This is a genomic window from Pseudomonas zhanjiangensis, assembly GCF_041027545.1.
GTDB lineage: Bacteria > Pseudomonadota > Gammaproteobacteria > Pseudomonadales > Pseudomonadaceae > Aquipseudomonas > Aquipseudomonas zhanjiangensis.
In genome coordinates, this window is the sequence record NZ_JBFTEG010000019.1 from 55,067 (window position 1) to 76,901 (window position 21,835).

Sequence of the window (21,835 nt, forward strand, 5' to 3'; positions counted from 1 at the left end):
AAGAGTGGGAATGCTAGTTACATACATCACTGTTTGTAAACAGACCCACAGGCGTAAAATCGTTACACTCTGTTCCCTGAATGAGCCTAGCCAGATATCCCTCTGCCGCCATGCGCCGAACCAAAGAGCAAGCCGAGAACACCCGCCGCGACATCCTCGCCGCCGCCGAGACCCTGTTTCTGGAGAAAGGCGTGGCCCATACCAGCCTCGAGCACATCGCCCGCCAGGCCGGAGTGACCCGCGGCGCGGTGTACTGGCATTTCGAGAACAAGGCCCACCTGTTCCACGAACTGCTGAGCCAGGTGCGCCTGCCACCCGAGCAGATGGCCGAACGCCTGAGCGCCTGCGCCGAACGCGATCCGCTGCTGGCCCTGCGCGATTTGTGCGTGGAAGCCATCGAAAACCTGGTGCATAGCCAACAGCGACGGCGCATCTTCACCATCCTGCTGCGCCGCTGCGAGTTCACCGAGGAACTGCGCGAGGCGGAACAGCGCCATGAGGCCTTCATCAATCAGTTCATCGCCCTGTGCGAGCAGCAGTTCGCCCACGCCGAGGTCAGCCCGCGCCTGCAGGCGGACATGAGCCCGCGCCTGGCTGCCCGCGCCCTGCATGCCCTGATCGTCGGCCTGTTCAGCGACTGGCTACGCGACCCGACCCTGTTCGATCCGCTGTGCGATGCGCGGCCGATGATCGACGCCGGCTTTCGCGGACTGATCCGCGACTGGCCGGGAGGGGCCGGGCCGCGGGCCGAGCGCTAGGCCAGGCTGGCCTGGTAGCCCTCCTGGCGAATCGCCTCGAGCACCTGCTCGGCCGCCAGGCGACTGGCCACCCGCACCTCCCCCGCGCCCAGGTCGACCTGGACCTCGGCCGCCGGGTCATGCGCCTGCACCGCCTGGGTGATCGCCCGCACGCAATGCCCACAGGACATGCCCTGTACCTTGAATACCTGCATCTGTTACCTCCCGAGTTCAATCGAATGCCCGGCCAAGTGCGGGCAACGCCAGTGTCATCCTTACCACGGCGGCAAGGTCAACGGTTAAACAGGGCTTGACCTTGCCACTGGGTCAAGGTTGATTCTAGGGGCAACGTCCAAGGAGACCCGCCATGTCCAGCCTGACCACCTTCGACCTGCCGATTGCCGGCATGACCTGCGCCAGCTGCGCCGGCCGGGTCGAGCGCGCCTTGGGCAAAGTGCCCCAGGTCGCCCACGTCGACGTCAACCTGGCCAGCGAAAAGGCCCGCATCGAGGCACCGGATGACAGCCTGGCGAAGCTGATCGCGGCCGTGGAACAGGCCGGCTACCAGGTGCCGAGCGAGACGCTGGAACTGGCCATCGCCGGCATGACCTGCGCCAGCTGCGTCGGCCGGGTCGAACGCGCCCTGGCCAGACAAGCCGGAGTGCTGGAGGTCAGCGTCAACCTGGCCAGCGAACAGGCGCAACTGCGAGTGACTCCGGGCAGCGACCCACAGACGCTGCTGCGCGCCGTCGAAGCCGCCGGATACTCGGCCAGCCTGGTGGATCTCGAGCGCCCCGGGCAGCCAGAAGCGGACTCACAACTGCGGCGCGAACGCCTCAGCCTGCTGCTGGCCATTGGCCTCGCCCTGCCACTGCTGCTGCCCATGCTGGTCGAGCCCTTCGGCCTGCACTGGATGCTGCCGCCCTGGGCGCAGTTCGCCCTGGCCACGCTGGTCCAGTTCATCCTCGGCGCGCGCTTCTACCGCGCCGGTTGGCGGGCCCTGCGTGCCGGCGCCGGCAACATGGACCAGCTGGTGGCCCTGGGCACCAGCGCCGCCTACGGCCTTAGCCTGTACCAGTGGGCAGTCGCCCCGGCCGGCAGCATGCCGGCGCTGTATTTCGAGGCGTCGGCGGTGTTGATCGCCCTGATCCTGCTCGGCAAGTACCTGGAAAGCCGCGCCAAGCGCCAGACCACCAGCGCCATTCGCGCCCTGCAGGCCCTGCGCCCGGACCAGGCGCTGCGCCTGAAGGACGGCAAGGAACAGCGGGTGGCGCTGAGCGCCCTGGCCCTGGGCGACCAGATCGTGGTCAAGCCGGGCGAACGCTTTCCGGTCGACGGCCAGGTGCTAGAAGGGCGCAGCCATGCCGACGAGGCGCTGATCAGCGGCGAGAGCCTGCCCCAGGCCAAGCAGCCGGGCGATGCGGTCACGGCCGGGGCGATCAATGGCGAGGGCCGCCTGCTGGTCGAGACCACCGCCCTGGGCGCGGAAACCGTGCTGGCCAAGATCATCCGCCTGGTCGAGGACGCCCAGGCAGCCAAGGCGCCGATCCAGAAACTGGTCGACCGGGTCAGCCAGGTGTTCGTCCCGGCGGTGCTGCTGATCGCCCTGGCCACCCTGCTGACCTGGCTGCTGCTGGGCGCGCCCCTGGCCACCGCGGTGCTCAATGCGGTGGCGGTGCTGGTGATCGCCTGCCCCTGCGCCCTCGGCCTGGCCACCCCGACCGCGATCATGGCCGGCACCGGGGTGGCGGCGCGCCACGGCATCCTGATCAAGGACGCCGAAGCCCTGGAAATCGCCCACAAGGTCAGCCTGGTGGCCTTCGACAAGACCGGCACCCTGACTTCGGGCACGCCGAAGATCGCCCACTTGCAGGCGCTCGACGGAGGCGAGTCCGAGCTGCTGCGACTGGCCGGTGCCCTGCAGCAGGGCAGTGAACATTCATTGGCCAAGGCCGTGCTGGATGCCTGCGCCGAACGCGGGCTGGAGCTGCCCGAGGTCGCCGACAGCCAGGCCCTGGCCGGCCGCGGTATCGCCGGACAGGTCGGCGATCGCCGGCTGGCCCTGGGTAACCACCGCCTGCTCGCCGACAACGACCTGCAAGCGGGCGAGCTGGCCGAGCGCGCCCAGCAGTGGGAGGCCGAGGGCCGGACCCTGTCCTGGCTGCTCGAGCAACAACCGCAGCCGCGGGTGCTCGGCCTGTTCGCCTTCGGCGACACCCTCAAGGACGGCGCCGCCGAGGCGGTCGCCCAACTCCGCGCGCGCGGCATCGACAGCCACCTGATCAGCGGCGACAACCGCGGCAGCTGCCGGGCGGTGGCCGAGGCCCTGGACATCGACGCGGTGCATGCCGAAGTATTGCCGGCGGACAAGGCGGCGATCGTCGCCGACCTCAAGGACAAGGGCGTGGTGGCGATGGTCGGCGACGGCATCAACGACGCCCCGGCCCTGGCCGCCGCCGACGTCGGCATCGCCATGGGCAGTGGCACCGACGTGGCCATGCATGCGGCCGGCATCACCCTGATGCGCGGTGATCCGCGCCTGGTGCCGGCGGCTCTGGAGATCAGCCGGCGCACCTACGCCAAGATCCGCCAGAACCTGTTCTGGGCCTTCATCTACAACCTGGTGGGCATTCCGCTGGCCGCCGCCGGCCTGCTCAACCCGATGATCGCTGGCGCCGCCATGGCCGCCTCCAGCGTCAGCGTGGTGAGCAACGCCCTGCTGCTGAAGACCTGGAAACCCCGGCAGATGGAGGAGCGCCCATGAACATCGGCCAGGCGGCGAAGAAAACCGGCCTCAGCGCCAAGATGATCCGCTACTACGAGTCCATCGGCCTGTTGCCGGCCGCTGGCCGTTCGGACAGCGGCTACCGCCAGTACAGCGTTCAGGACCTGCACCGCCTGGCCTTCATCAAGCGCGCCCGCGACCTGGGTTTCGCCCTGGCCGAGGTGGCCCAGCTGCTGGCCCTGTGGCAGGACCGCCAGCGCGCCAGCGCCGACGTCAAGGCCCTGGCCGCCGGGCATATCGCCGAGCTCAACCTGAAGATCGCCGAGCTGACCGGCCTGCGCGATACCCTGCAGGAGCTGATGGAAAGCTGCCAGGGCAACCATCGCCCGGACTGCCCGATCCTCAGGGACCTGGAGTCCGGCGGCTGTCATCGCTAGTCGAAGCCTGACGTAGGGTGGATGGCGCTTCACCCATCCACCAACCCGTTGCGCAATGGTGAATGAACAGGGCGTCAGCTACGCCCCCGATCCCCCTACAGCACCCGCAGCAGGGCGCTGCAATCCTCGGCGAAGTGGTCGGCCAGCTCGGGCCAGGGGTTCTCCGCCAGGTTGACCAGCACGCTATGCGCCCCGGCGGCGCGGGCGCACTCCAGGTCGAAGCGGAAGTCGCCGACCATCACCAGCTCGCCCGGCGCCACCTGCCAGCGCTCGGCCAGGTGCAGCAGGCCGCCGGGGTCGGGCTTGGGCGGCGCCTCGTCGCGGCCGAGGATGTCGCCGCTGGCGAAGCAGTCGTCCAGGCCGATCGCCTGCAGGGTCACCAGGGCCAGTTCGTGGGCGTTGCGGGTGAGGATGCCGAGCCGGCAGTCCCGCGCCCGCAACGCGCGCACCAGTTCGATGGCGCCGGGTGCCGGCCGCGCGTTGAGGGCCAGCTCGCGTTCGTGCTCGAGCAGCCAGGCGTGCTTGGCCGCGGCCACCGCCTCGGGCAGGGCCGCCAGGTGGTGGAGGATGTCGTGCTCCTGGGGAATCTCCAGGGCTCGCTTGATCGCCGCGAAATCGTGCACGGCCAGGGTCAGGGTGCCATCCATGTCGAACACCCAGTGACGCGCCTGGTGCAGCTTCACTGCCAGTCCTCCCGGCTCATTTCCAATCCTCACGGATGCGGGTCAGGCCTTCCTGGGCCACCGAGGCGACCAGCTGACCCTGGCGGTTGAAGATGCTGCCGCGGGAGAAGCCGCGGGCGTTGCCGGCCCAGGGGCTGTCCATGGCGTACAGCAGCCAGTCGTCCATGCGCAGGTTGGCATGGAACCACAGCGAATGGTCGAGGCTGGCCACCTGCATGAACTTCTGCCACACCGACACCCCATGGGGCAGCATCGAGGTGGTCAGCAGGTTGAAGTCACTGGCGTAGCCGAGCAGGTACTTGTGCAGCTGCGGGTCGTCTGGCAGCTCGCCGGCGGCGCGGAACCACACGTACTTGACCGGCTCGCTCGGCTCGGGGGCGAAGGGGTTGGCGACCGTCACCGGGCGGATCTCGATCGGCTTGTCGCTCACCGCGCGCTCGCGCATGCGCTCGGGCAGCGAGTCGGCGACCAGCCGGGCCAGCTCGGTTTCCGATTTCAGGCCTTCCGGCCCCGGTACCTCGGGCATCAGGTTCTGGTGATGGAAGCCCTCCTCGTCGTACTGGAAGGAGGCGCTGCAGGTGAAGATCGGCTGGCCCTTCTGGATCGCCATCACCCGCCGGGTGCTGAAGCTGCCGCCGTCGCGCACCCGGTCGACCTGGTAGACCACCGGCAAGCTGGCATCGCCCGGACGCAGGAAATAGCCGTGCAGCGAGTGCACGTGGCGATCGGCCTCGACCGTCTGGCTGGCCGCCGACACGCACTGGCCGAGCACCTGGCCGCCGAACAACTGGCGAAAGCCCAGGTCCTGGCTGACCCCGCGGAACAGGTTCTCCTCGATGGCTTCCAGGCTCAGCAGGGCGACCAATTCGTCCAGTACCTGACTCATGCTGCGTCTCCTCTAGGCCGCCGGCTTCGGCGGCAAACGGTGTTCGGGGTAGGCCGGCAACGACAGCAGGCGCTCGTCCCACACGGCGCGGCCCAGGGTGAAATGGTAAAGACTTTGCCAGCGGCTGTCGGCCACTCCAAGCAAATCATGGACCGCATCGTCGAAATAGCAGCCGATGCCGGTGGCCGACAGCCCCGCCGCCTCGGCCTCCAGATAGAGCAGCTGGCCGATCTGCCCGCACTCCCAGTACAGCCGCGGGTAACGCCAGGGGCCAGCCGTTAGCGCCGCGTCGAAACGCGCCAGCATGGCCACGGCGACGCAGCCGTCGCTGGCGATGTCCTGGCCGCAGGAGAGAAAGCCGGCCAGGCCCCTCGCATCGCCCTCCAGCAGGCGGTACAGCGGCAGCTCCTCGTCGACCCGCTGCCAGAGGAAGTCCTCGCGCAGTCCCGCCTGTGCCTGGCCGTCACTGCGGGCCAGCCAGTACAGGCCGGGCAGCAATCCCTGCACCCGGTGGACGAACAGCAGCAGGTCGACCTGGGCCGGCTCGCCGCTCAGGGCCAGGGGCACGGGAGAACGCTCGGGCATCAGCCGACGCAGCCAGGCCAGCAGCAGCTCGGCCTGGATGCCGCCCTTGCCATCCATCGCCTGGGCGCTGCGCCGCCGGTGCAGGATCGGCCGTAGCGGCAGGCCGGGGTTGTCCGCCACCATTAGGCCCGGCTCCGCCTGCCAGGGTTGGGCCGGCAAGGCCGGCGCCCGGCACAGCGCCTGCACCCGCGCCAGCTCCGGCCAGTCGCGGCTGTGGCGCGACAGGCGATTGGGCGTGCCGCTCAGCGGCAGTTCGGCCAGACCGCGCAGCAGCGCTGGCGGCAGGCGGAACTCGGCGGCCTGCGGCGGGCCGATCCAGAGCAGGCAGTCGCCGTGCTCGGCCTCGGCAAAACCGTCACGGTCCAGCCCCAGCAGGCCATCCAGGCGTTCCTCGGCGATGCCGCGCAGCAGCCGCACCTGCCAGCCCAGGGCGCTGGCGGCGATGGCCACCGCCGCGAGGGCGTGACCCAGGTCGTGCTGGCAGTAGCGGTAGGCGCGCTCGCCGTACTTCCAGGCCTCGCGCCAGGCGATGCCGGCCAGGCCGAGCAGCAGCCCGCCGGCCGGCAGCGCCTGGCTCAGCTGTTCGGCCAGCGCCGGCGGCAGCTCGGCGCGCACCTCCAGAGCGTGGGCGTCCGGCGCGTAGTGGGCGAGCAGCGCACCCTCCTCCAGCGAACCAGCCGGCAGCAGCAGGTAGGCCTCGGTCGGGTGCAGGTTGCCCGACGAGGGATTGACCCGCAGCGCCCAGCGGCTGCCGCCGGCCTCCTTCCAGGCTGACAGCGCCAGGCTGTCGTACAGCAGCTGCGAGACGCTGGCGCGGTCCAGCGCTGCCGGCGGCCCCAGGGGTTCGGCAAATATCGCATCGAAGCCCGGCGACTCCTCCAGCGGCCGCTGGTACAACTCGATCAGCCGCGCGCCGGCGTAGCGGCGAAAGGGCGCCGGCTGGCTCGCCCACTCCAGCTGGCCGGGTCCTGGGGCGAAGCGCTGCGGCTGGTGCTTGCTCAGCTGGTGATAGGCGCGCACCTGCTCGAGCGGACTCATCGGCTGGCCTCCCAGTCGGCGCGGTCCAGGCGATACAGCCGATGCCGAGACAGCCGGTGGCCGGCCGGCAACAGCGGGTGGTCGAAGTCGCCGGCGGGATCGGCGCGCAGGCCGATGGTGCGCATCACCGCCAGGGACGCCAGGTTGCCCTCGCTGGTGAAGGCCACCACCTGCTCCAGGCCGAGCCGGGTAAAGGCGCAGTCCAGCACCGCCCGCGCCGCCTCGCTGGCCAGGCCCTGGCGCCAGTGCTGCCGGCCCAGGCGCCAGGCCATCTCCACCGCCGGACAGAAGGGCGCGGCGAACTCGACCGGACGCAGGCCGGTGAGGCCGACGAAGGCGCCGTCGTCCTTGCGCTGCAGGGCCCACATGCCATAGCCACGCTCGGCGAAATCCGCCTCGATGCGCTGCAGCAGGCGGTCGCTCTGCTCCCTGCTCAGGCACGCCGGGAAATGGCGCATCACCTCGGGGTCGGCATTCAGCGCGGCGAAGGGCTCGCGGTCCTCAGGGCGCCAGCGCCGCAGCAGCAGGCGCGGGCTCTGCAGTTCGATGATCTCGGCCATGGCCACTCCGCTTGAGTCGGGTCGGGCAGCGCCGCCATACTCGGACGCTGCGAGAAAAGAGCCCCATTGTATGCGCCTGCCGCTGGTCTATCACGACGACTACGGCCCGCCCTTCCCGGCCGGGCACCGCTTCCCCATGGAGAAGTTCCGCCTGCTGCGCGACCACCTGGTCGCCAGCGGCCTGGCCAGCGACGCCGAGCTGCAGCGCCCGGAACTCTGCCCCAGCGAGGTGCTGGCCCTGGCCCACTGCCCGGCCTATATCGACCGCTACCTGAGCGGCGAGCTGGCGCACGCGGACCAGCGCCGCCTCGGCCTGCCCTGGAGCGCGGCCCTGGCCCGACGCACCGTGCGCGCGGTCGGCGGCTCGCTGCTGGCCGCCGAACTGGCCCTGCGCCACGGCCTGGCCTGCCACCTGGCCGGCGGTACCCACCATGCCCACTACGACTTTCCTGCCGGCTTCTGCATCTTCAACGACCTGGCGGTGATCGCCCGCTACCTGCTGGCAAGCGGCCAGGTCCAACGGGTGCTGATCTTCGACTGCGACGTGCACCAGGGCGATGGCACCGCCCGGCTGCTGGCCGACTGCCCGGAGGCGATCACCGTGTCGCTGCACTGCGAGCAGAACTTCCCGGCGCGCAAGGCGCAGAGCGACTGGGACATCCCCCTGCCCCGCGGCATGGGCGACGACGACTACCTCAAGGTGGTCGACGACGCGCTGAACTACCTGCTGCCGCTGTACCAGCCGGACATCGTCCTCTACGACGCCGGGGTCGACGTGCACAAGGGCGACGCCCTCGGCTACCTGCAACTGACCGACCAGGGCCTGGCCGCGCGCGATGAGGCGGTAATCCAGCACTGCCTGGGCCGCGACATCCCGGTGGTCGGGGTGATCGGCGGCGGCTACGACCAGGACCGCGCCGCCCTGGCCCGCCGCCACGGCATCCTCCACCACAGCGCCGCCAGGGTCTGGGACGCGCGCGGGCTGGGCTAAAGACGGGACAGCGCGCGCGGGCGCCCTACACTCAAGGAAGACGCCAGCAACCCGCCACGTGTAGAGGAGAACGCCCCCATGCAACTGCTCAGCGTGCCCATCGACAAGCCGGAAGAAATCAACTTCATCCTCGGCCAGAGCCATTTCATCAAGACCGTCGAGGACATCCATGAGGCCCTGGTCACGGCGGTGCCGGGCATCCAGTTCGGCCTGGCCTTCTGCGAGGCCTCGGGACCCTGCCTGGTGCGCTGGAGCGGCACCTGTCAGCTGATGATCGAACTGGCGCAGAAGAACGCCCGGGCGATCGGCGCCGGGCACAGTTTCATCCTGTTTCTCGGCGACGGCTTCTACCCGCTCAGCGTGCTCAACGCGATCAAGAACGTCAGCGAGGTGTGCCGGATCTTCTGCGCCACCGCCAACCCGACCGAGGTGATTCTCGCCGAGACGGACCAGGGCCGCGGCATCCTCGGCGTGGTCGACGGCAGCAGCCCCCAGGGCATCGAGGGCGATGACGAGATCCTCGCGCGCAAGCAGCTGTTGCGGCAGATCGGCTACAAGCTGTAGGCGCCGCCCCAGGCATTTTACTGTATGGGCATACAGATAAATCTTGCCTGAACGGTCGATCCTGCCCATGCTAGGCGCCATCGCGACAACCGACGACGGCAGCCATGCGGCTCTTTCTCTGTGAAAAACCCTCCCAGGCCATGGACATCGCCAAGGTGCTCGGCGCCAACCGGCGCGGTGACGGCTGCTGGCTGGGCAGCAACCTGAGCGTGACCTGGTGCATCGGCCACCTGCTCGAGACCGCCCCGCCGGACGCCTACGACGCCCGCTACAAGCGCTGGAACCTGAGCGACCTGCCGATCGTTCCGGACCAGTGGAAGATGCTGGTCAAGGCGAAGACCGCCGGCCAGTTCAAGGCGGTCAAGCGCCTGCTCGGCGAAGCCAGCGAGCTGGTGATCGCCACCGACGCCGACCGCGAGGGGGAGATGATCGCCCGCGAGCTGGTGGAACACTGCCGCTACCGCGGCCCCATCCAGCGCCTGTGGCTGTCGGCGCTGGACGATGCCTCGATCCGCAAGGCCCTGGCCGCGCTCAAGCCCGGCGCCGAGACCTTCAGCCTGTACCAGGCGGCGCTCGGGCGCTCGCGCGCCGACTGGCTGATCGGCATGAACATGAGCCGGCTGTTCACCCTGCTCGGGCGCCAGTCCGGCTACCAGGGCGTGCTGCCGGTCGGCCGGGTGCAGACCCCGACCCTGCGCCTGGTGGTCGACCGCGACCGCAGCATCGAAGGCTTCGTGCCGGCGCCCTATTGGGCCATCGAGGCGCAGCTGAGCAGCGACGGCCAGACCTTCGCCGCCCAGTGGCGCGCCCCGGCCGACGCCTGCGACGAGCAGGGCCGCTGCCTCAACCCCGAGCTGGCCCGCCAGGCGGCCAGCGCCATGGACGCGGCGGCCAGCGCGCGGCTGGTCAGGCTGCGCACCGAGCGCCTGCGCGAAGTGGCGCCGCTGCCCTTCGACCTCGGCACCCTGCAGGAGGTCTGCTCGAAGAAGCTCGGCCTCGGCGCCCAGGAAACCCTGGATATCGCCCAGGCGCTGTACGAGACGCACAAGGCCATTACCTACCCGCGCAGCGACTGCGGCTACCTGCCCCTCAGCCAGCACGGCGAGGCGCCGGCCATCCTCGCCGCCCTGGGCCGCGCCGATCCGGCCCTGGCGGACCTGCTCGCGCATATCCAGGCGCAGCGCCGCTCGCGTGCCTGGAACGATGCCAAGGTCGGCGCCCACCACGGCATCATCCCCACCGCCGCGGTGCCCGAGGCCAGCCGCCTGACCGGCAAGCCGCGGGCGGTCTACCAGCTGATCCGCGCCCGCTACCTGGCGCAGTTCCTGCCCAATCACGAATACGACCGCACCCAGGCCGACTTCGACTGCGCCGGCCAGGCCCTGCGCGCGGTGGGCAAGCAGATCGTCGAGCCGGGCTGGAAACGCGCCCTGCCGCAGGCCCTGGCAACCACCAAGGGCGGCGAGGCGGCACCCGCGCAGAACCTGCCGCCGCTGCGCGAGGGCCAGGACTGCGCCGTAAAATCGGTGACCCTCAAGGACCTCTGGACCCAGCCGCCCAAGCCCTTCACCGAGGGCGACCTGATCAAGGCGATGAAGAACGTCGCCAAACTGGTGGAGGACCCGCGGCTCAAGCAGAAGCTCAAGGACACCACCGGCATCGGCACCGAGGCCACCCGCGCCGGGATCATCCAGGGCCTGCTCGAGCGCGGCTACCTGATCAAGCAGGGCAAGGCTCTGGCCGCCACCCCGGCCGCCTTCAGCCTGATCGACGCGGTGCCGCGGGCCATCGCCGACCCCGGCACCACGGCGATCTGGGAGCAGGCGCTGGACATGGTGCAGAGCGGCGAGATGAGCCTGGACGCGTTCGTCGCCAAGCAGTCGGCCTGGATGAGCAAGCAGGTCGAACGCTGCAGCGGCCTGCGCCTGAGCATCAGCGGTCCGCCCCCGAGCGGCCGCGGTGCGACGCCCTGGAAGAACAAGCGTAGGCCCGGCAAGCCCAAGACGACCGGCGCCAAGCGGACAAGGAAGCCGACCAGCCGCAGCTGAACACGCCGGCGCGCGGGGAGGCCCCTGCCGTGACGCCGGGCTGGGGTAGAATGCGCCCTCCCCGCCCCGACCCAGCGACAGGCCCATGACCGATTCGACCGCACGCCCCCTCGCCAGCGCCGCCATCATCGGCGGCGGCCCCGCCGGCCTGATGGCCGCCGAGGTACTGGCCCGCGCCGGGGTGCGGGTCGAGCTGTACGACGCCATGCCCTCGGTGGGGCGCAAGTTCTTGCTGGCCGGGGTCGGCGGCATGAACATCACCCACTCCGAGGCCAAGAACGCCTTCCTCGGCCGTTATGGCGCGCGCCAACAGGAGATCGCCCGGCTGCTGGCCGAGTTCGACGCCGACGCCCTGCGCGCCTGGATCCATGGGCTGGGCATCGACACCTTCGTCGGCACCTCGGGGCGGGTGTTCCCCAGCGACATGAAGGCCGCGCCGCTGCTGCGCGCCTGGCTCAAGCGCCTGCGCGAGCTGGGCGTACAGATCCACACCCGCCATCGCTGGCTGGGCTGGACCGAGCAGGGTGCCCTGCGCCTGGCCACGCCGGCGGGCGAGATCGCCGCAACAGCCGACGCCACCCTGCTGGCCCTGGGCGGCGCCAGCTGGGCGCGGCTGGGCTCCGATGGCGCCTGGCTGCCGCAGCTCGAGGCCCGCGGCATCCCGATCGCGCCCCTGCAACCGAGCAACTGCGGCTTCGAGGTGGCCGGCTGGAGCCAGTACCTGATCGACAAGTTCGCCGGTGCGCCGCTGAAGAACGTCACCCTGGCCCTGGACGGCCAGGCGCCGCGCCAAGGCGAATTCGTCCTCACCGCCGGCGGCGTCGAGGGCAGCCTGGTCTATGCGCTGTCGGCCGCCATCCGCGAGCAGATCAACCAGCAGGGAAGCGCCATCCTGCTGCTCGATTTGCTGCCCCAGCGTTCGCTGGACCAGGTCCAGGCGGCGCTGGCCAAGCCGCGCGGTTCGCACTCCATGGCCAAACACCTGCACCGCCAACTCGGCATCGACGGGGTCAAGGCCGCGCTGCTACGCGAGTTGGCGCCAGCCGACTGTTTCGACGAGCCGGCGCGCCTGGCCGCGGCGCTCAAGGCCCTGCCGCTACCCCTGGTGCGCCCGCGGCCGCTGGACGAGGCGATCAGCACGGCCGGCGGCGTGCCCTTCGAGCAGCTGGATGAACGGCTGATGCTCGCGGCGCTGCCCGGCGTGTTCTGCGCCGGCGAGATGCTCGACTGGGAGGCGCCGACCGGCGGTTACCTGCTCACCGCCTGCTTCGCCAGCGGCCGCGCCGCCGGGCTGGGGATGCTCGACTGGCTGCAGAACCGGTAGGGTGGATTAGCCGCGCAGCGGCGTAATCCGCCGCTCGCCGCGCACAGCCTAGGGTTTCTTGCCGCCGCGCGGCTTGGCGCCGAAGCTCGGCACCTTGCGCACCGCCTTGGCCTTGGGCTTGTCGTCTTCCTCGAACCAGTTGCCGAGGTGGATCTTGCCCTTGCCGGCGGGTTTGCCGGCGCCCGGTATCAGCTTCTGCTTGGGCTTCTTCGGCTTCTTCAGCACCACCCCGCCGGCCTGGGTAACCGGCACCCGGTGGTCGGGGATGAAGTCCGGCTCGTCGATGCGCTGGATCACCTGCTGGATCAAGGTCTCGATGGCCGCCAGGTGCTCCACCTCGTCGGCACACACCAGCGACACAGCCTGGCCACTGGCGCCGGCGCGGCCGGTACGGCCGATGCGGTGCACGTAGTCCTCGGCGACGATCGGCAGGTCGAAGTTGACCACCAGCGGCAGGTCATGGATGTCCAGGCCGCGGGCCGCCACGTCGGTGGCCACCAGCACCTGCACCTCGCCGGCCTTGAAGCGCTGCAGGGCGCGCAGGCGGGTCGGCTGCGGCTTGTCGCCATGGATCGCATCGGCGCCGATGCCCTCGGCCAGCAGCGCCTGCTCCAGTTCGTCGACGCCCTTGCGGGTCTTGGCGAACACCAGCACCTGGCTCCAGCGCTTGCTCCGGTAGAGGTGCAGGAACAGCTCGGCCTTGCGCTTCTTATCCACCGGGATCAGCCACTGCTTGACCGACTTGGCCGCGGTGTTGCGCGGGCTGACCTCGATCGACAGCGGGTCGCGCAGCATCTCCTTGGCCATGGCGCGGATCGACTCGGAGAAGGTCGCGGAGAACAGCAGGGTCTGGCGCCTCGATGGCAGGGCGCTGAACAGCTCGTCCAGCTCGCGGGCGAAACCGAGGTCGAGCATGCGGTCGGCCTCGTCCAGCACCAGGCACTGCAGCTGGGCGAACTTCACCGCGTTCTGCCGGTACAGGTCGAGCAGGCGCCCCGGGGTGGCCACCAGCACGTCGAGGCCCTTGCGCAGCTTCATCATCTGCGGGTTGATGCTGACCCCGCCATAGACCGCGTAACTGCGCAGCGGCAGATGCTGGCCGTAGGCCTGGAAGCTCTGCTGAACCTGCTCGGCCAGCTCACGGGTCGGCACCAGCACCAGGGCGCGCACCGAGTTGGCGGCCACCTGCGGCCCTTCCATGGTCAGCCGCTGCAGCAGCGGCAGGGCGAAGCCGGCGGTCTTGCCGGTGCCGGTCTGCGCCGCGGCCATCAGGTCGCGACCCTTGAGCACGGCGGGGATGGCCTGGGTCTGGACCGGGGTCGGGGTCTGGTAGTCGAGGCCCTCGAGGCTGCGCAGCAGCGGCTCGATCAGGCCGAGGGAGGCAAAAGTCATGGTGGTAACCGGGCGTCAGCGCGCGAAATCGAAGGCGCGCAGTTTAGCAGGCCGCCGCCCTCAGGCGCTCAGTTCAGTCGCACCAGGGCCTGGGCGATCTTAGCCGCCGGGATCTTCTGCAGGCGGCACAGCAGCTCATGGGAGACCTCGCGCAGACCGTGGCGCTCGCGCAGCAGCGCGGCCATGAAGCAGGTCAGGTTGGCCGCCATCTCCGCATCGGCCAGGGCGCGGTGGGCCTGGCCGGTCGCCGGCAGGCGCGCCCAGGCGTTGAGGTTGCCCAGCTTGTGGCTGGGCGCCTGGGGCAGCAGGCGCCGGGCCAGCAATAACGAGCAGGCGAAGGGCTGCACGCGGCGGCGCTGGATCAGCGTCAGCTCGGCATCCCAGAACTTCTGGTCGAAGGAGGCGTTGTGCGCCAGCAGCGGGGTGTCGCCGACGAAATCGGCCACCTCGGCCATCACCTGGGCCGCCGGCGGCGCCTCGCGGAGCATGGCATTGCTGATGCCGGTGAGCTGCTCGATGAACGGCGGCACCCAGGCGCCGCTGTTCATCAGGCTCTGGTAGCGCTCGACGATCCGCCCGCCCTCGACGATCGCCACACCGATCTCGGTGGCGCGGGCCTGCTGGGCCGGCGACAGGCCGGTGGTTTCGAAGTCGATGACGGCGATGCGCTCTTGCAACATGGGGTCAGTGTCTCAGCAACAGGGAGTCTTCGATCGGCACGTAGCGGCTGGCCGCGCGCACCAGCGATTGCGCGGTCAGCCCGGGCACGCCGTAGGCCACGGCCTCGACGCCGTAGCTGCGCACCTTGTCCAGCAGCAGGTCGAAGTCGCCGTCGCCGGAGGCCAGCACCACGCTGTCGACCCGCGGCGCGGCGTCCATGATGTCGATACAGATGCCCACGTCCCAGTCGCCCTTGGCCGAGCCGTCGCTGCGCTGGATATAGGGCTTGAGCTTCACGGTGAAGCCGAGGTTGCGCAGGATCTGCTGGAACTGCTGCTGCTTGGGGTCGCCGCGGTCGATGGCGTAGGCATAGGCCTCGACGATCTGCCCCTGCTGGCTGATCTCGGCCCACAAAGCGGCGTAGTTGAAGTGGCAGCCATAGGCCTGGCGCACGGTGTAGTAGAGGTTCTGTACGTCGGCGAACACGGCAATCTTCTTCACCGGAAATCCTCGGCAGGCGGCTGACGGGCAGCGGCACGCGGGTTAGAGTCGGCGGCCAGTATGCCAGCCAAACACTCAGGACAGTCGAAATGCCTCAGCTCGATCCAGCGCCCGCCCTGTTGCTCATCGACCTGCAGCAGGGCATTCGCGACCTCGACCGGCCGCGCAACAACCCCCAGGCCGAGCAACGTATCGGCCAGCTGCTGGCTTACTGGCGCGCCCACGAATGGCCGCGGGTGCATATCCGCCATGTCTCGCGCCAGGCCGACTCGGTGTTCGCCCCGGGCCAGCCCGGCGCCCTGTTCCAGGAGGCGCTCGCGCCAATGGCCGAGGAGCCGGTGTTCGATAAGAACGTCACCGATGCCTTCTGCCACAGCGGCCTGGAACGCTGGCTGCACGTGCGCGGCATCCGCCGGCTGGTGATCGTCGGCGTGGCCAGCGAGAACTCGGTGGAAGCCACCGCGCGCAGCGCCAGCTGCCTGGGATTTGCCGTGCAGGTGGTCGCCGACGCCTGCTACACCTTCGCCAAGAGCGACTATTGCGGACGACCACGCAGCGCCGAGGAGGTGCATGACATGGCCATGGCCAACCTGCGTGACGAATACGCCGAGGTGCTGGCGACGTCCGCTCTGCTCGGATGCGCGCGGGCATGACGCTTCGCCAGCGCAATCTCGCTCTGGTCGAGCGCCAGGGCAACGGCTATCGACTGGTCGAGCACGAGCCGCTGCTGACCTATCACTTGGGCTGAGCGCTCATTTGGAGCGCGCACGGCTATCGGCTAGAGTGGCGGCCTGCTCAATCGATCGCGATCATTGCCCATGAATGCATTTCTCGCCCTGCGCGATGCCTGGTATTTCTTCAGTCATAACCTGCCGACGATCGCCCGCCTGTGCCTGCCGCTGGTGATCGTCGAGGCCCTGGCCCAGCAGCAGTTGACCGCCCAGCTGGGGTTCGAATCGGCCGGCGCCTACAACATCCTGGTGGGGCTGCTGTTCTACCCCCTCTATACCGGCGCACTGATCCTGTTTCTCGACGCGCGCAGCAATGGCCAGAGCCCCAGGGTGCGCGACCTGCTGGCCGCCAGCCTTGGGCTGTGGCCACGCTTCGCCCTGCTCACCGGCATCAGCACCCTGGCGATCCTGCTCGGCGCCTCGCTGTTCGTGCTGCCGGGACTGTGGCTGATGATCAAGCTGGCGTTCGCCGAATTCCTCCTGGTGCTGCGCGGCTTCACGCCGCTGCAGGCCCTGCACGAGAGCTTCGAACAGACCAGCGGCTACTTCTGGCAGATACTGCTCTGCGTGCTGGTGGTGATGACCCCCTTGTGGCTGCTGGCCTGGGTCACCCAGCCGGCCGAAGGCGCCCAGCCGGACCTGCTGTTCTACCTGCTGCTCGACAGCGCCAACAGCTTTCTCCAGCTGTTCGCCACGGTGGTGCTGTTCCGCCTGTTCATGCTGCGCGAAACCCTGCCCGCCCAGGAGTGAGGGCGAACCAGGCTTAGCAGGCCGATCTGGCAGGAGGAGAGCCCATGGACGATGTCAGTCCCGGCACCCTGTTCCGCGTTTCGCTGGCCACCAGCCCATTCGCTCGGGGGCAGGGCTACTCCGACCGCGGGCGGCCGACGCTCGGCTGCAGGCGCCTACTCACCTACCCAGGCGCTGCGGCTTCAAACCGGACAGGCGCGGCAACAGCACCCGCTCGAATAGCCGCGGAAAGAAACGCGCCAGCACCCGCGCGCGCCAGTCGACGTTGGACAGGATCAACAGGCGCTTGCGCTTGAGCGCCGCCAGGTAGATGGCCTCGGCGACATCCTGCGGCGAGGCCACCTTGCCCATCGCCAGGGGCGGCTGCGGCGCCACCGAGCCATCGCCGACCAGGGCGTTCTTGCGCAGGTCGGTGGCGGTGAAGCCGGGGCATACCAGCATCACGCTGACGCCGCTGTCCTTGAGCTCGTAGCGCAGGGTTTCGAACAGGCCATGCAGGGCGTGCTTGCTGGCGTTGTAGGCGCTGCGGTAGAGCAGCGGGGAGAAGCCGGACAGCGAGCTGAGCACGATGATCTGGCCGCCGCGGGCCAGCAGGCTGGGCAGGACCGCCTTGGTGCAATGCAGGGCGCCGAAATAATTGACCGCCATGACCCGCTGGAACACGGCCAGTTCGGTGTCGGCGAAGGTGCTGCGGTGGGTGATGCCGGCATTGTTGACCAGCACGTCGATGCCGCCGAAGCGCTCGACCGCCAGGGCCACGGCGCGCTCCACCGCCTCGGCATCGGCGACATCGCAGACCAGCCCCAGGGCCTCGGCGTTGTGGTGGTCGGCCAGGTGCTGGACCAGGCTGTCCAGTGCCTGCTGCTGCAGGTCGAAGATCACCAGGCGCGCCCCGGCCTGGGCCAGGCGCACCGCCAGGGCGCGGCCGATACCGGCGCAGCCTCCGGTGATCAACACCACCTTGCGGTCGAACACCTTGCTGGCGAAAACCTTGCGATACATGACGAACTCCTGACTGCCGGGCAACCGCCCTACTACAACCTTTTATGGCTGCCATCGCAACAGGGCGGCGTAGCGCTGTGCTTGCAGCCACAGAAGTACAGGGTCTGGTCGACATCGGCATGGTATTTCAGCGGGGTGATGCCGGTACCCTTGTGGCTGCCGTCGCAAAACGGCTGGGTCGCGCTGCGCCCGCAGCGGCACCAGAAATAGTCCCGTCCGGCCCGCACCTCGACCGGGTAGGGACCACGCTGGGCAATCACAGGTTCGCTCGTTTCGCTCATCGCAGGCACCTTGCCGGCCGGCGGTCGGCGCGTTCGACAGCAGCCGCCGGCGGGCTTCTCGGGTATGCTCGCACCTCTCCAGCATAGCCCAAGGCCCCGCGCCCTCGACCGCCCATGCCCCTGAATCGCCCTCTGCGTCTCGCCCTGCTGAGCGTACCCAGCGCCCTCGCCCTGCTTCTGGGACTAACGTACCTGCTGTCCTGGCGCCCGGCGCAGAAGGAAGTCGCGCCCGTGGCCTGCCGCGCCCAGGCGCCGTTGCTGCAGCCGGGCCAGGCCCTCAAGGTGCTGACCTGGAACATCCAGTACCTGGCCGGCAAGGGCTATGTGTTCTGGTACGACCTGCCCGCTGGCGACGGCCCGGATCGACGACCGAGCAGCGCCGACCTGGCGCTGACCCTGGACGAAGTGGTGCGCGTGCTGCGCGAGGAGCAGGCGGACGTCGTCCTGCTGCAGGAGCTGCACGACGGCGCCCGGGCCAGCGACTACCAGGACCAGCTGGCGCTGCTGCAGGCACGCCTGGTCGATCTGTATCCATGCAGCAGCCAGGCCTTCTACTGGAAGGCCGCCTTCGTGCCACACCCGCAGATACTCGGCAGCGTCGGCATGAAGCTGGCCACCCTCAGCCGCTACCGCATCGAGAGCGCCGAACGCCTGCAACTGCCGCGCATTCCGGCCAACCCGCTGAGCCGCTCGCTCAACCTGCAGCGCGCCCTGCTGGTCAGCCACCTGCCGCTGCGCGGTGGCGGCCGGCTGGCGGCGATCAACACCCACCTGGATGCCTTCGCCCAAGGCGACGACACCATGCGCCGGCAGGTGGCGATGACCCTCGGCGTGCTCGATCGCCTGCAGGCGGCGGGCACCCCCTGGCTGCTCGGCGGCGACTTCAACCTGCTGCCGCCCGGCCAGTACCAGCAGCTGGCGCCGGCGCAGCGCAGCTGGTACGCCCCCGACAGCGAGTTGCGCCGGCTGGCCGAACGCTACCCGATGATTCCCAGCCTGGAACAGGCCAGCGGTGCGCAGCAGGCGGCCTGGTACACCCACCTGCCCAACGATCCACAGGTGCATGGCGCCGACCGCACCCTCGACTACCTGTTCCACAGCCCACGCCTCACGCCCCTGGACGCGCACGTGCGGCGCCACGACACCCAGGGTATTTCCGACCACCTGCCGCTGCAGGCGCGCCTGCTGCTGCCGCTCGACTAGGCGGATGACAAAAGTACGCAAAATGACGCTGGACAAGGTCGCCCGAGGCTCGCCATGCTCTGCTGCACGACAGTCCCATAACGACAAGACGGCCAGAGCCGCAGTCCCTATCGATGCCACTACTTCTCTGCCTGGTCCTCTTCGCCGCCCTCTGCTCCGCCACCAGCCACGCCCAGCCGCTGACCGCACGCGACCTGGCGCCGGTGCAGGTGGGGTTCTATGAGTTCCCGCCCTACTCCTACAGCGACAGCCAGGGCCGTGCGCAGGGGGCGATCCTGCGCCTGACCGAGCGGCTGCTCGCCCATGCCGGCTACCAGGCCGAGACCCGCGCCTATCCCAGCGCGCGCCTGTACAGCGGCTTGCGCAGTGGCAGCGTGCATATCTGGCCGGGTGCACCGGGCAAGCCGGAGCTGGCCGAAGACACCCTGGAGACCCGCAGCCAACTCGGCGAGATCGTCCTCAACCTGTATTTCCGCCACGACACCCTGCTGCCGCGGATCCCCGAGGACCTCAAGGGCCGCGGGCTGATTCTGATCAGCGGCTACACCTACTGGCAGCCGACCAATGCACTGTTCAGCGACCCCGCCCTGGGGATCGAGCAGCACCGCACCGGCAGCCACAGCGCCGCCCTGCAGATGCTCCAGTACCGGCGCGCCGACTTCCTGCTCGACTACCAGACGCCGGTGGAGCAGGCACGCCAACGCCTGGGCATGGCCGAACTGCCCTTCGTGCAACTGCAGCGGATACCGCTGAAGCTTATCGTCTCGCGTCGCGCGCCCGACGCCGAGGCCCTGCGCGATGCCCTGGACCGCGCCTACGAGGAACTCAGCGCGGCCGGCGAGGACCTGCGCCTGCGCTGAGCCGGCGCTCGCGCGCGGCTCACTTGCGCGGCTTGGCCCGGGCGGTGGGCTCGGCGATCAGCGGGTCGTCCGGCCAGTAGTCAGCGATATCAAATTACGCTCCCTCGATTGACACTGGCAAATCGCCCGTAATCTCTATCTATGCTGTTATTTCGGCGATTTCCCATTGACCGTCAAACCCAAACCCATTGATTGACACAAACTGACGCCAATCAAGAGAAGGTTTGACAGGTGTACCAGAGCGAGTCAGGTCTTACAGCACAAAATGTTTGACACCCCACATTCGGCCCACTACTCCCGAATGCAATCAAACAGAGTTTGAACCTGCGTCTCTGAGCGCCCGCCATGCCTAGATCTTTTCTTCAGCGCCCCTTGAAAGGGTGACGCACGTCCCCATTTCCCTGTGAGCGCCCCCGCAACCTCTTCGCAAGGGAATGCTCACCATCATGACTACTGGAAAGTTGATCAATCGCTTTGAAGGGCCGTCAGGCCTCGCCGTTCTTGAGGAAGTACTGCTTGAGCAGAAGCTGGTACTCGGAAATCAAGACCTAGCACGCCGCCTCGCAGAGGTAGGAACGCTGGAGGAGATCGCTAAGGATGCTGTGCTCATTACCGAGGACGCGGAGGACTCCGAGGTTTACTTCATCATCACAGGGCATTTCCAGGTGAAGGTCCATGATCGTGAAGTCGCAACACGAGGGGGCGGCGATCACGTCGGAGAAATGGCCGCTCTGGTCCCAACTGCGAAGCGCTCTGCTACTGTACTGGCCACCGAGCCCTCGATAGCTTTGAAGGTCAGCGCGGCAGACTTCAAGTCCATTGCGGACGCGTATCCCTCGGTTTGGCGACAGGTCACTCGGCAACTGGTCGATCGACTACACCAGCGAAACGACATGGTGCTTCCTGCCCATCAATCATCCCACGTATTCATCATTTGCTCGGTCGAAGCACTCCCTATTGCCCGGGCAATCGAGAATAACCTTGAGCACGACAAGTTCTTCGTAAAGACCTGGACACAGGGCGTTTTCCGCGCATCGCAGTACGCCCTTGAAAGCCTCGAAGAGCAGCTGGACGAGTGCGATTTTGCCATCGCAATCGCGCAGCCGGATGACTCCGTCACAATGCGCGAGGAAACAAAGAATACGCCGCGCGACAACGTCATTTTCGAGCTTGGCCTATTCGTAGGACGACTTGGCAGGGCACGAACCTTCCTCCTTGAGCCTAGGGGTGACGAGGTCCATCTGCCGTCAGATCTGAAAGGGCTGACAACCATCGGATATCGCCTAACGAAAAGTGAGGACCAGCTGCCCACCAGCCTATCTCCAGCCTGCAATCAACTACGTACCATTTTCAACAAGCTAGGACCTAAGTAACGGATATCTGTCACCAAGCAAATTTGGCATGCGCTTGCCTACCGCATTGCAGCGCGCCCAATCACCCGAAGGAGTGATCGATGAGCAAGAGTTGGAGCCATGATCGCGCTGCAAAACACATAGACCAGAAGATCGCTGATGTTGAGGAAATCACCATCAAGGATTACGTGCGCGACACGTCGTTGGAATCGATTCCTACCAGTACCGCGTACCGCGTGGATGGGGTCCACATGTATGTGGACATCATGAATCTTGAGGACATGCTGAACATCACTGCGGTCGAGGGCACAGAGTGTCACAAGCGCACGCTGCGCTTTCTTGACCAGCACTACCGGGCAGTAAAGCGAATTCTCAACAAGGTTGATGCGCGCCGCGTCTGAACGAGCCCCTTGAAACACAGGACACCGTTTCCCCCTTACCATAAGGGATAGGCAAACGACTGTGTTTATGACTACCAGCAAAGACAAAACCTTCGAAGTGCTCGGCCAGGAGCGGCGTCGCCGC

General features: G+C 68.3%; 22 protein-coding genes and 1 pseudogene. 13 read left to right on the plus strand and 10 right to left on the minus strand.

The window, feature by feature from the left end; all coding sequences use genetic code 11:
- Positions 1-110 precede the first annotated feature (110 nt).
- Positions 111-758, plus strand: coding sequence for a TetR family transcriptional regulator (locus AB5S05_RS18775; RefSeq protein ID WP_369289050.1), 648 nt, complete (start codon positions 111-113; stop codon positions 756-758).
- Here AB5S05_RS18775 and AB5S05_RS18780 read toward each other — a convergent pair.
- On the minus strand, positions 755-952 hold the full coding sequence (locus AB5S05_RS18780) for a heavy-metal-associated domain-containing protein (protein WP_369289051.1): 198 nt from the start codon (positions 950-952) through the stop codon (positions 755-757). The two genes, AB5S05_RS18775 and AB5S05_RS18780, sit on opposite strands and share 4 nt — an antisense overlap.
- A 152-nt stretch (positions 953-1,104) precedes the next feature.
- Between AB5S05_RS18780 and AB5S05_RS18785 the strand changes: the two genes are divergently transcribed.
- Together AB5S05_RS18785 and cueR are read left to right on the plus strand one after the other, a co-directional pair.
- Positions 1,105-3,501, plus strand: a complete 2,397-nt coding sequence (locus AB5S05_RS18785) for a heavy metal translocating P-type ATPase (RefSeq protein WP_369289052.1) — start codon at positions 1,105-1,107, stop codon at positions 3,499-3,501.
- Positions 3,498-3,899 carry a Cu(I)-responsive transcriptional regulator gene (cueR, locus tag AB5S05_RS18790; RefSeq protein WP_369289053.1) on the plus strand — a complete coding sequence of 134 codons (402 nt, stop codon included), beginning with the start codon at positions 3,498-3,500 and terminating at the stop codon, positions 3,897-3,899. The genes AB5S05_RS18785 and cueR overlap by 4 nt, the downstream gene beginning before the upstream one ends.
- A 95-nt stretch (positions 3,900-3,994) precedes the next feature.
- On the opposite strand, the gene AB5S05_RS18795 is transcribed toward cueR, so the two are convergent.
- Genes AB5S05_RS18795 through AB5S05_RS18810 form a run of 4 tightly spaced genes read right to left on the minus strand, consistent with a single transcriptional unit; the run spans position 3,995 to position 7,651 of the window.
- Positions 3,995-4,582, minus strand: coding sequence for an HAD family hydrolase (locus tag AB5S05_RS18795; RefSeq protein ID WP_369289054.1), 588 nt, complete (start codon positions 4,580-4,582; stop codon positions 3,995-3,997).
- A 16-nt stretch (positions 4,583-4,598) separates the two neighbouring features.
- Entirely contained in the window at positions 4,599-5,468 is an 870-nt protein-coding gene (gene tesB / locus AB5S05_RS18800; RefSeq protein WP_369289055.1) for an acyl-CoA thioesterase II, read from the minus strand.
- A 12-nt stretch (positions 5,469-5,480) separates the two neighbouring features.
- A complete protein-coding gene (locus AB5S05_RS18805; RefSeq protein WP_369289056.1) occupies positions 5,481-7,091 on the minus strand; it encodes a SagB/ThcOx family dehydrogenase in 1,611 nt (536 codons plus the stop codon).
- A complete protein-coding gene (locus tag AB5S05_RS18810) occupies positions 7,088-7,651 on the minus strand; it encodes a GNAT family N-acetyltransferase (protein WP_369289057.1) in 564 nt (187 codons plus the stop codon). Before AB5S05_RS18810 ends, AB5S05_RS18805 begins: the two co-directional genes overlap by 4 nt.
- Positions 7,652-7,721: 70 nt before the next feature.
- Here AB5S05_RS18810 and AB5S05_RS18815 point away from each other — a divergent pair, with 70 nt between their 5' ends.
- The 4 genes from AB5S05_RS18815 to AB5S05_RS18830 all read left to right on the plus strand — a co-directional run bounded on the left by AB5S05_RS18815 (position 7,722) and on the right by AB5S05_RS18830 (position 12,578).
- Positions 7,722-8,642: a histone deacetylase family protein gene (locus tag AB5S05_RS18815; RefSeq protein ID WP_369289058.1), complete on the plus strand. Its 921-nt coding sequence runs from the start codon at positions 7,722-7,724 to the stop codon at positions 8,640-8,642.
- Between the two features lie 78 nt (positions 8,643-8,720).
- On the plus strand, positions 8,721-9,206 hold the full coding sequence (locus AB5S05_RS18820; RefSeq protein ID WP_369289059.1) for an adenosine-specific kinase: 486 nt from the start codon (positions 8,721-8,723) through the stop codon (positions 9,204-9,206).
- A gap of 104 nt (positions 9,207-9,310) precedes the next feature.
- On the plus strand, positions 9,311-11,254 hold the full coding sequence (locus AB5S05_RS18825; protein ID WP_369289060.1) for a DNA topoisomerase III: 1,944 nt from the start codon (positions 9,311-9,313) through the stop codon (positions 11,252-11,254).
- Positions 11,255-11,339: 85 nt separating this feature from the next.
- Positions 11,340-12,578: a TIGR03862 family flavoprotein gene (locus AB5S05_RS18830; protein ID WP_369289061.1), complete on the plus strand. Its 1,239-nt coding sequence runs from the start codon at positions 11,340-11,342 to the stop codon at positions 12,576-12,578.
- 48 nt (positions 12,579-12,626) lie between these two features.
- Here AB5S05_RS18830 and rhlE1 read toward each other — a convergent pair whose 3' ends face one another.
- The 3 genes from rhlE1 to AB5S05_RS18845 form a co-directional block, all read right to left on the minus strand.
- A complete protein-coding gene (rhlE1, locus tag AB5S05_RS18835; protein WP_369289062.1) occupies positions 12,627-13,970 on the minus strand; it encodes an RNA helicase RhlE1 in 1,344 nt (447 codons plus the stop codon).
- A 68-nt stretch (positions 13,971-14,038) separates the two neighbouring features.
- Entirely contained in the window at positions 14,039-14,650 is a 612-nt protein-coding gene (locus tag AB5S05_RS18840) for a 3'-5' exonuclease (RefSeq protein ID WP_369289063.1), read from the minus strand.
- Positions 14,651-14,654: 4 nt separating this feature from the next.
- Positions 14,655-15,131: an NYN domain-containing protein gene (locus AB5S05_RS18845; RefSeq protein WP_369289064.1), complete on the minus strand. Its 477-nt coding sequence runs from the start codon at positions 15,129-15,131 to the stop codon at positions 14,655-14,657.
- An 89-nt stretch (positions 15,132-15,220) separates the two neighbouring features.
- Between AB5S05_RS18845 and AB5S05_RS18850 the strand changes: the two genes are divergently transcribed.
- On the plus strand, positions 15,221-15,784 hold the full coding sequence (locus AB5S05_RS18850; protein ID WP_369289065.1) for a cysteine hydrolase family protein: 564 nt from the start codon (positions 15,221-15,223) through the stop codon (positions 15,782-15,784).
- A 165-nt stretch (positions 15,785-15,949) separates the two neighbouring features.
- Entirely contained in the window at positions 15,950-16,612 is a 663-nt protein-coding gene (locus tag AB5S05_RS18855; protein ID WP_369289066.1) for a YciC family protein, read from the plus strand.
- A 159-nt stretch (positions 16,613-16,771) separates the two neighbouring features.
- Here AB5S05_RS18855 and AB5S05_RS18860 read toward each other — a convergent pair whose 3' ends face one another.
- Together AB5S05_RS18860 and AB5S05_RS18865 are read right to left on the minus strand one after the other, a co-directional pair.
- The gene (locus tag AB5S05_RS18860; RefSeq protein ID WP_369289067.1) at positions 16,772-17,614 is read right to left on the minus strand and encodes an SDR family oxidoreductase; all 843 of its coding nucleotides are present in this window, start codon (positions 17,612-17,614) and stop codon (positions 16,772-16,774) included.
- Positions 17,615-17,646: 32 nt separating this feature from the next.
- On the minus strand, positions 17,647-17,895 hold the full coding sequence (locus AB5S05_RS18865) for a CDGSH iron-sulfur domain-containing protein (RefSeq protein ID WP_369289068.1): 249 nt from the start codon (positions 17,893-17,895) through the stop codon (positions 17,647-17,649).
- Positions 17,896-18,009: 114 nt separating this feature from the next.
- On the opposite strand from AB5S05_RS18865, the gene AB5S05_RS18870 reads away from it, so the two are divergent.
- The 4 genes and pseudogenes from AB5S05_RS18870 to AB5S05_RS18885 all read left to right on the plus strand — a co-directional run.
- Positions 18,010-19,098, plus strand: a complete 1,089-nt coding sequence (locus AB5S05_RS18870; RefSeq protein WP_369289069.1) for an endonuclease/exonuclease/phosphatase family protein — start codon at positions 18,010-18,012, stop codon at positions 19,096-19,098.
- Positions 19,099-19,211: 113 nt separating this feature from the next.
- Positions 19,212-19,958: a substrate-binding periplasmic protein gene (locus AB5S05_RS18875; protein ID WP_369289070.1), complete on the plus strand. Its 747-nt coding sequence runs from the start codon at positions 19,212-19,214 to the stop codon at positions 19,956-19,958.
- Positions 19,959-20,404: 446 nt separating this feature from the next.
- Positions 20,405-21,331 (plus strand): Pycsar phage resistance system effector protein PycTIR, encoded by a 927-nt coding sequence (pycTIR, locus tag AB5S05_RS18880; protein WP_369289071.1) that lies wholly within the window; start codon positions 20,405-20,407, stop codon positions 21,329-21,331.
- Positions 21,332-21,411: 80 nt separating this feature from the next.
- Positions 21,412-21,708: pseudogene (locus tag AB5S05_RS18885) on the plus strand (transcriptional regulator); the annotation flags it as partial.
- Positions 21,709-21,835: the final 127 nt, after the last annotated feature.

What these genes read in the sequence shown, in the direction of transcription:
- AB5S05_RS18820 (WP_369289059.1), top strand. Translation starts at nt 8,721, where the DNA reads ATGCAACTGCTCAGCGTGCCCATCGACAAGCCGGAAGAAATCAACTTC.
- AB5S05_RS18865 (WP_369289068.1), bottom strand. Translation starts at nt 17,895, where the DNA reads ATGAGCGAAACGAGCGAACCTGTGATTGCCCAGCGTGGTCCCTACCCG.
- AB5S05_RS18855 (WP_369289066.1), top strand. Translation starts at nt 15,950, where the DNA reads ATGAATGCATTTCTCGCCCTGCGCGATGCCTGGTATTTCTTCAGTCAT.
- AB5S05_RS18825 (WP_369289060.1), top strand. Translation starts at nt 9,311, where the DNA reads ATGCGGCTCTTTCTCTGTGAAAAACCCTCCCAGGCCATGGACATCGCC.
- rhlE1 (WP_369289062.1), bottom strand. Translation starts at nt 13,970, where the DNA reads ATGACTTTTGCCTCCCTCGGCCTGATCGAGCCGCTGCTGCGCAGCCTC.
- cueR (WP_369289053.1), top strand. Translation starts at nt 3,498, where the DNA reads ATGAACATCGGCCAGGCGGCGAAGAAAACCGGCCTCAGCGCCAAGATG.
- AB5S05_RS18775 (WP_369289050.1), top strand. Translation starts at nt 111, where the DNA reads ATGCGCCGAACCAAAGAGCAAGCCGAGAACACCCGCCGCGACATCCTC.
- AB5S05_RS18780 (WP_369289051.1), bottom strand. Translation starts at nt 952, where the DNA reads ATGCAGGTATTCAAGGTACAGGGCATGTCCTGTGGGCATTGCGTGCGG.
- AB5S05_RS18830 (WP_369289061.1), top strand. Translation starts at nt 11,340, where the DNA reads ATGACCGATTCGACCGCACGCCCCCTCGCCAGCGCCGCCATCATCGGC.
- AB5S05_RS18850 (WP_369289065.1), top strand. Translation starts at nt 15,221, where the DNA reads ATGCCTCAGCTCGATCCAGCGCCCGCCCTGTTGCTCATCGACCTGCAG.
- AB5S05_RS18870 (WP_369289069.1), top strand. Translation starts at nt 18,010, where the DNA reads ATGCCCCTGAATCGCCCTCTGCGTCTCGCCCTGCTGAGCGTACCCAGC.
- AB5S05_RS18785 (WP_369289052.1), top strand. Translation starts at nt 1,105, where the DNA reads ATGTCCAGCCTGACCACCTTCGACCTGCCGATTGCCGGCATGACCTGC.
- AB5S05_RS18840 (WP_369289063.1), bottom strand. Translation starts at nt 14,650, where the DNA reads ATGTTGCAAGAGCGCATCGCCGTCATCGACTTCGAAACCACCGGCCTG.
- pycTIR (WP_369289071.1), top strand. Translation starts at nt 20,405, where the DNA reads ATGACTACTGGAAAGTTGATCAATCGCTTTGAAGGGCCGTCAGGCCTC.
- AB5S05_RS18860 (WP_369289067.1), bottom strand. Translation starts at nt 17,614, where the DNA reads ATGTATCGCAAGGTTTTCGCCAGCAAGGTGTTCGACCGCAAGGTGGTG.
- tesB (WP_369289055.1), bottom strand. Translation starts at nt 5,468, where the DNA reads ATGAGTCAGGTACTGGACGAATTGGTCGCCCTGCTGAGCCTGGAAGCC.
- AB5S05_RS18815 (WP_369289058.1), top strand. Translation starts at nt 7,722, where the DNA reads ATGCGCCTGCCGCTGGTCTATCACGACGACTACGGCCCGCCCTTCCCG.
- AB5S05_RS18805 (WP_369289056.1), bottom strand. Translation starts at nt 7,091, where the DNA reads ATGAGTCCGCTCGAGCAGGTGCGCGCCTATCACCAGCTGAGCAAGCAC.
- AB5S05_RS18875 (WP_369289070.1), top strand. Translation starts at nt 19,212, where the DNA reads ATGCCACTACTTCTCTGCCTGGTCCTCTTCGCCGCCCTCTGCTCCGCC.
- AB5S05_RS18810 (WP_369289057.1), bottom strand. Translation starts at nt 7,651, where the DNA reads ATGGCCGAGATCATCGAACTGCAGAGCCCGCGCCTGCTGCTGCGGCGC.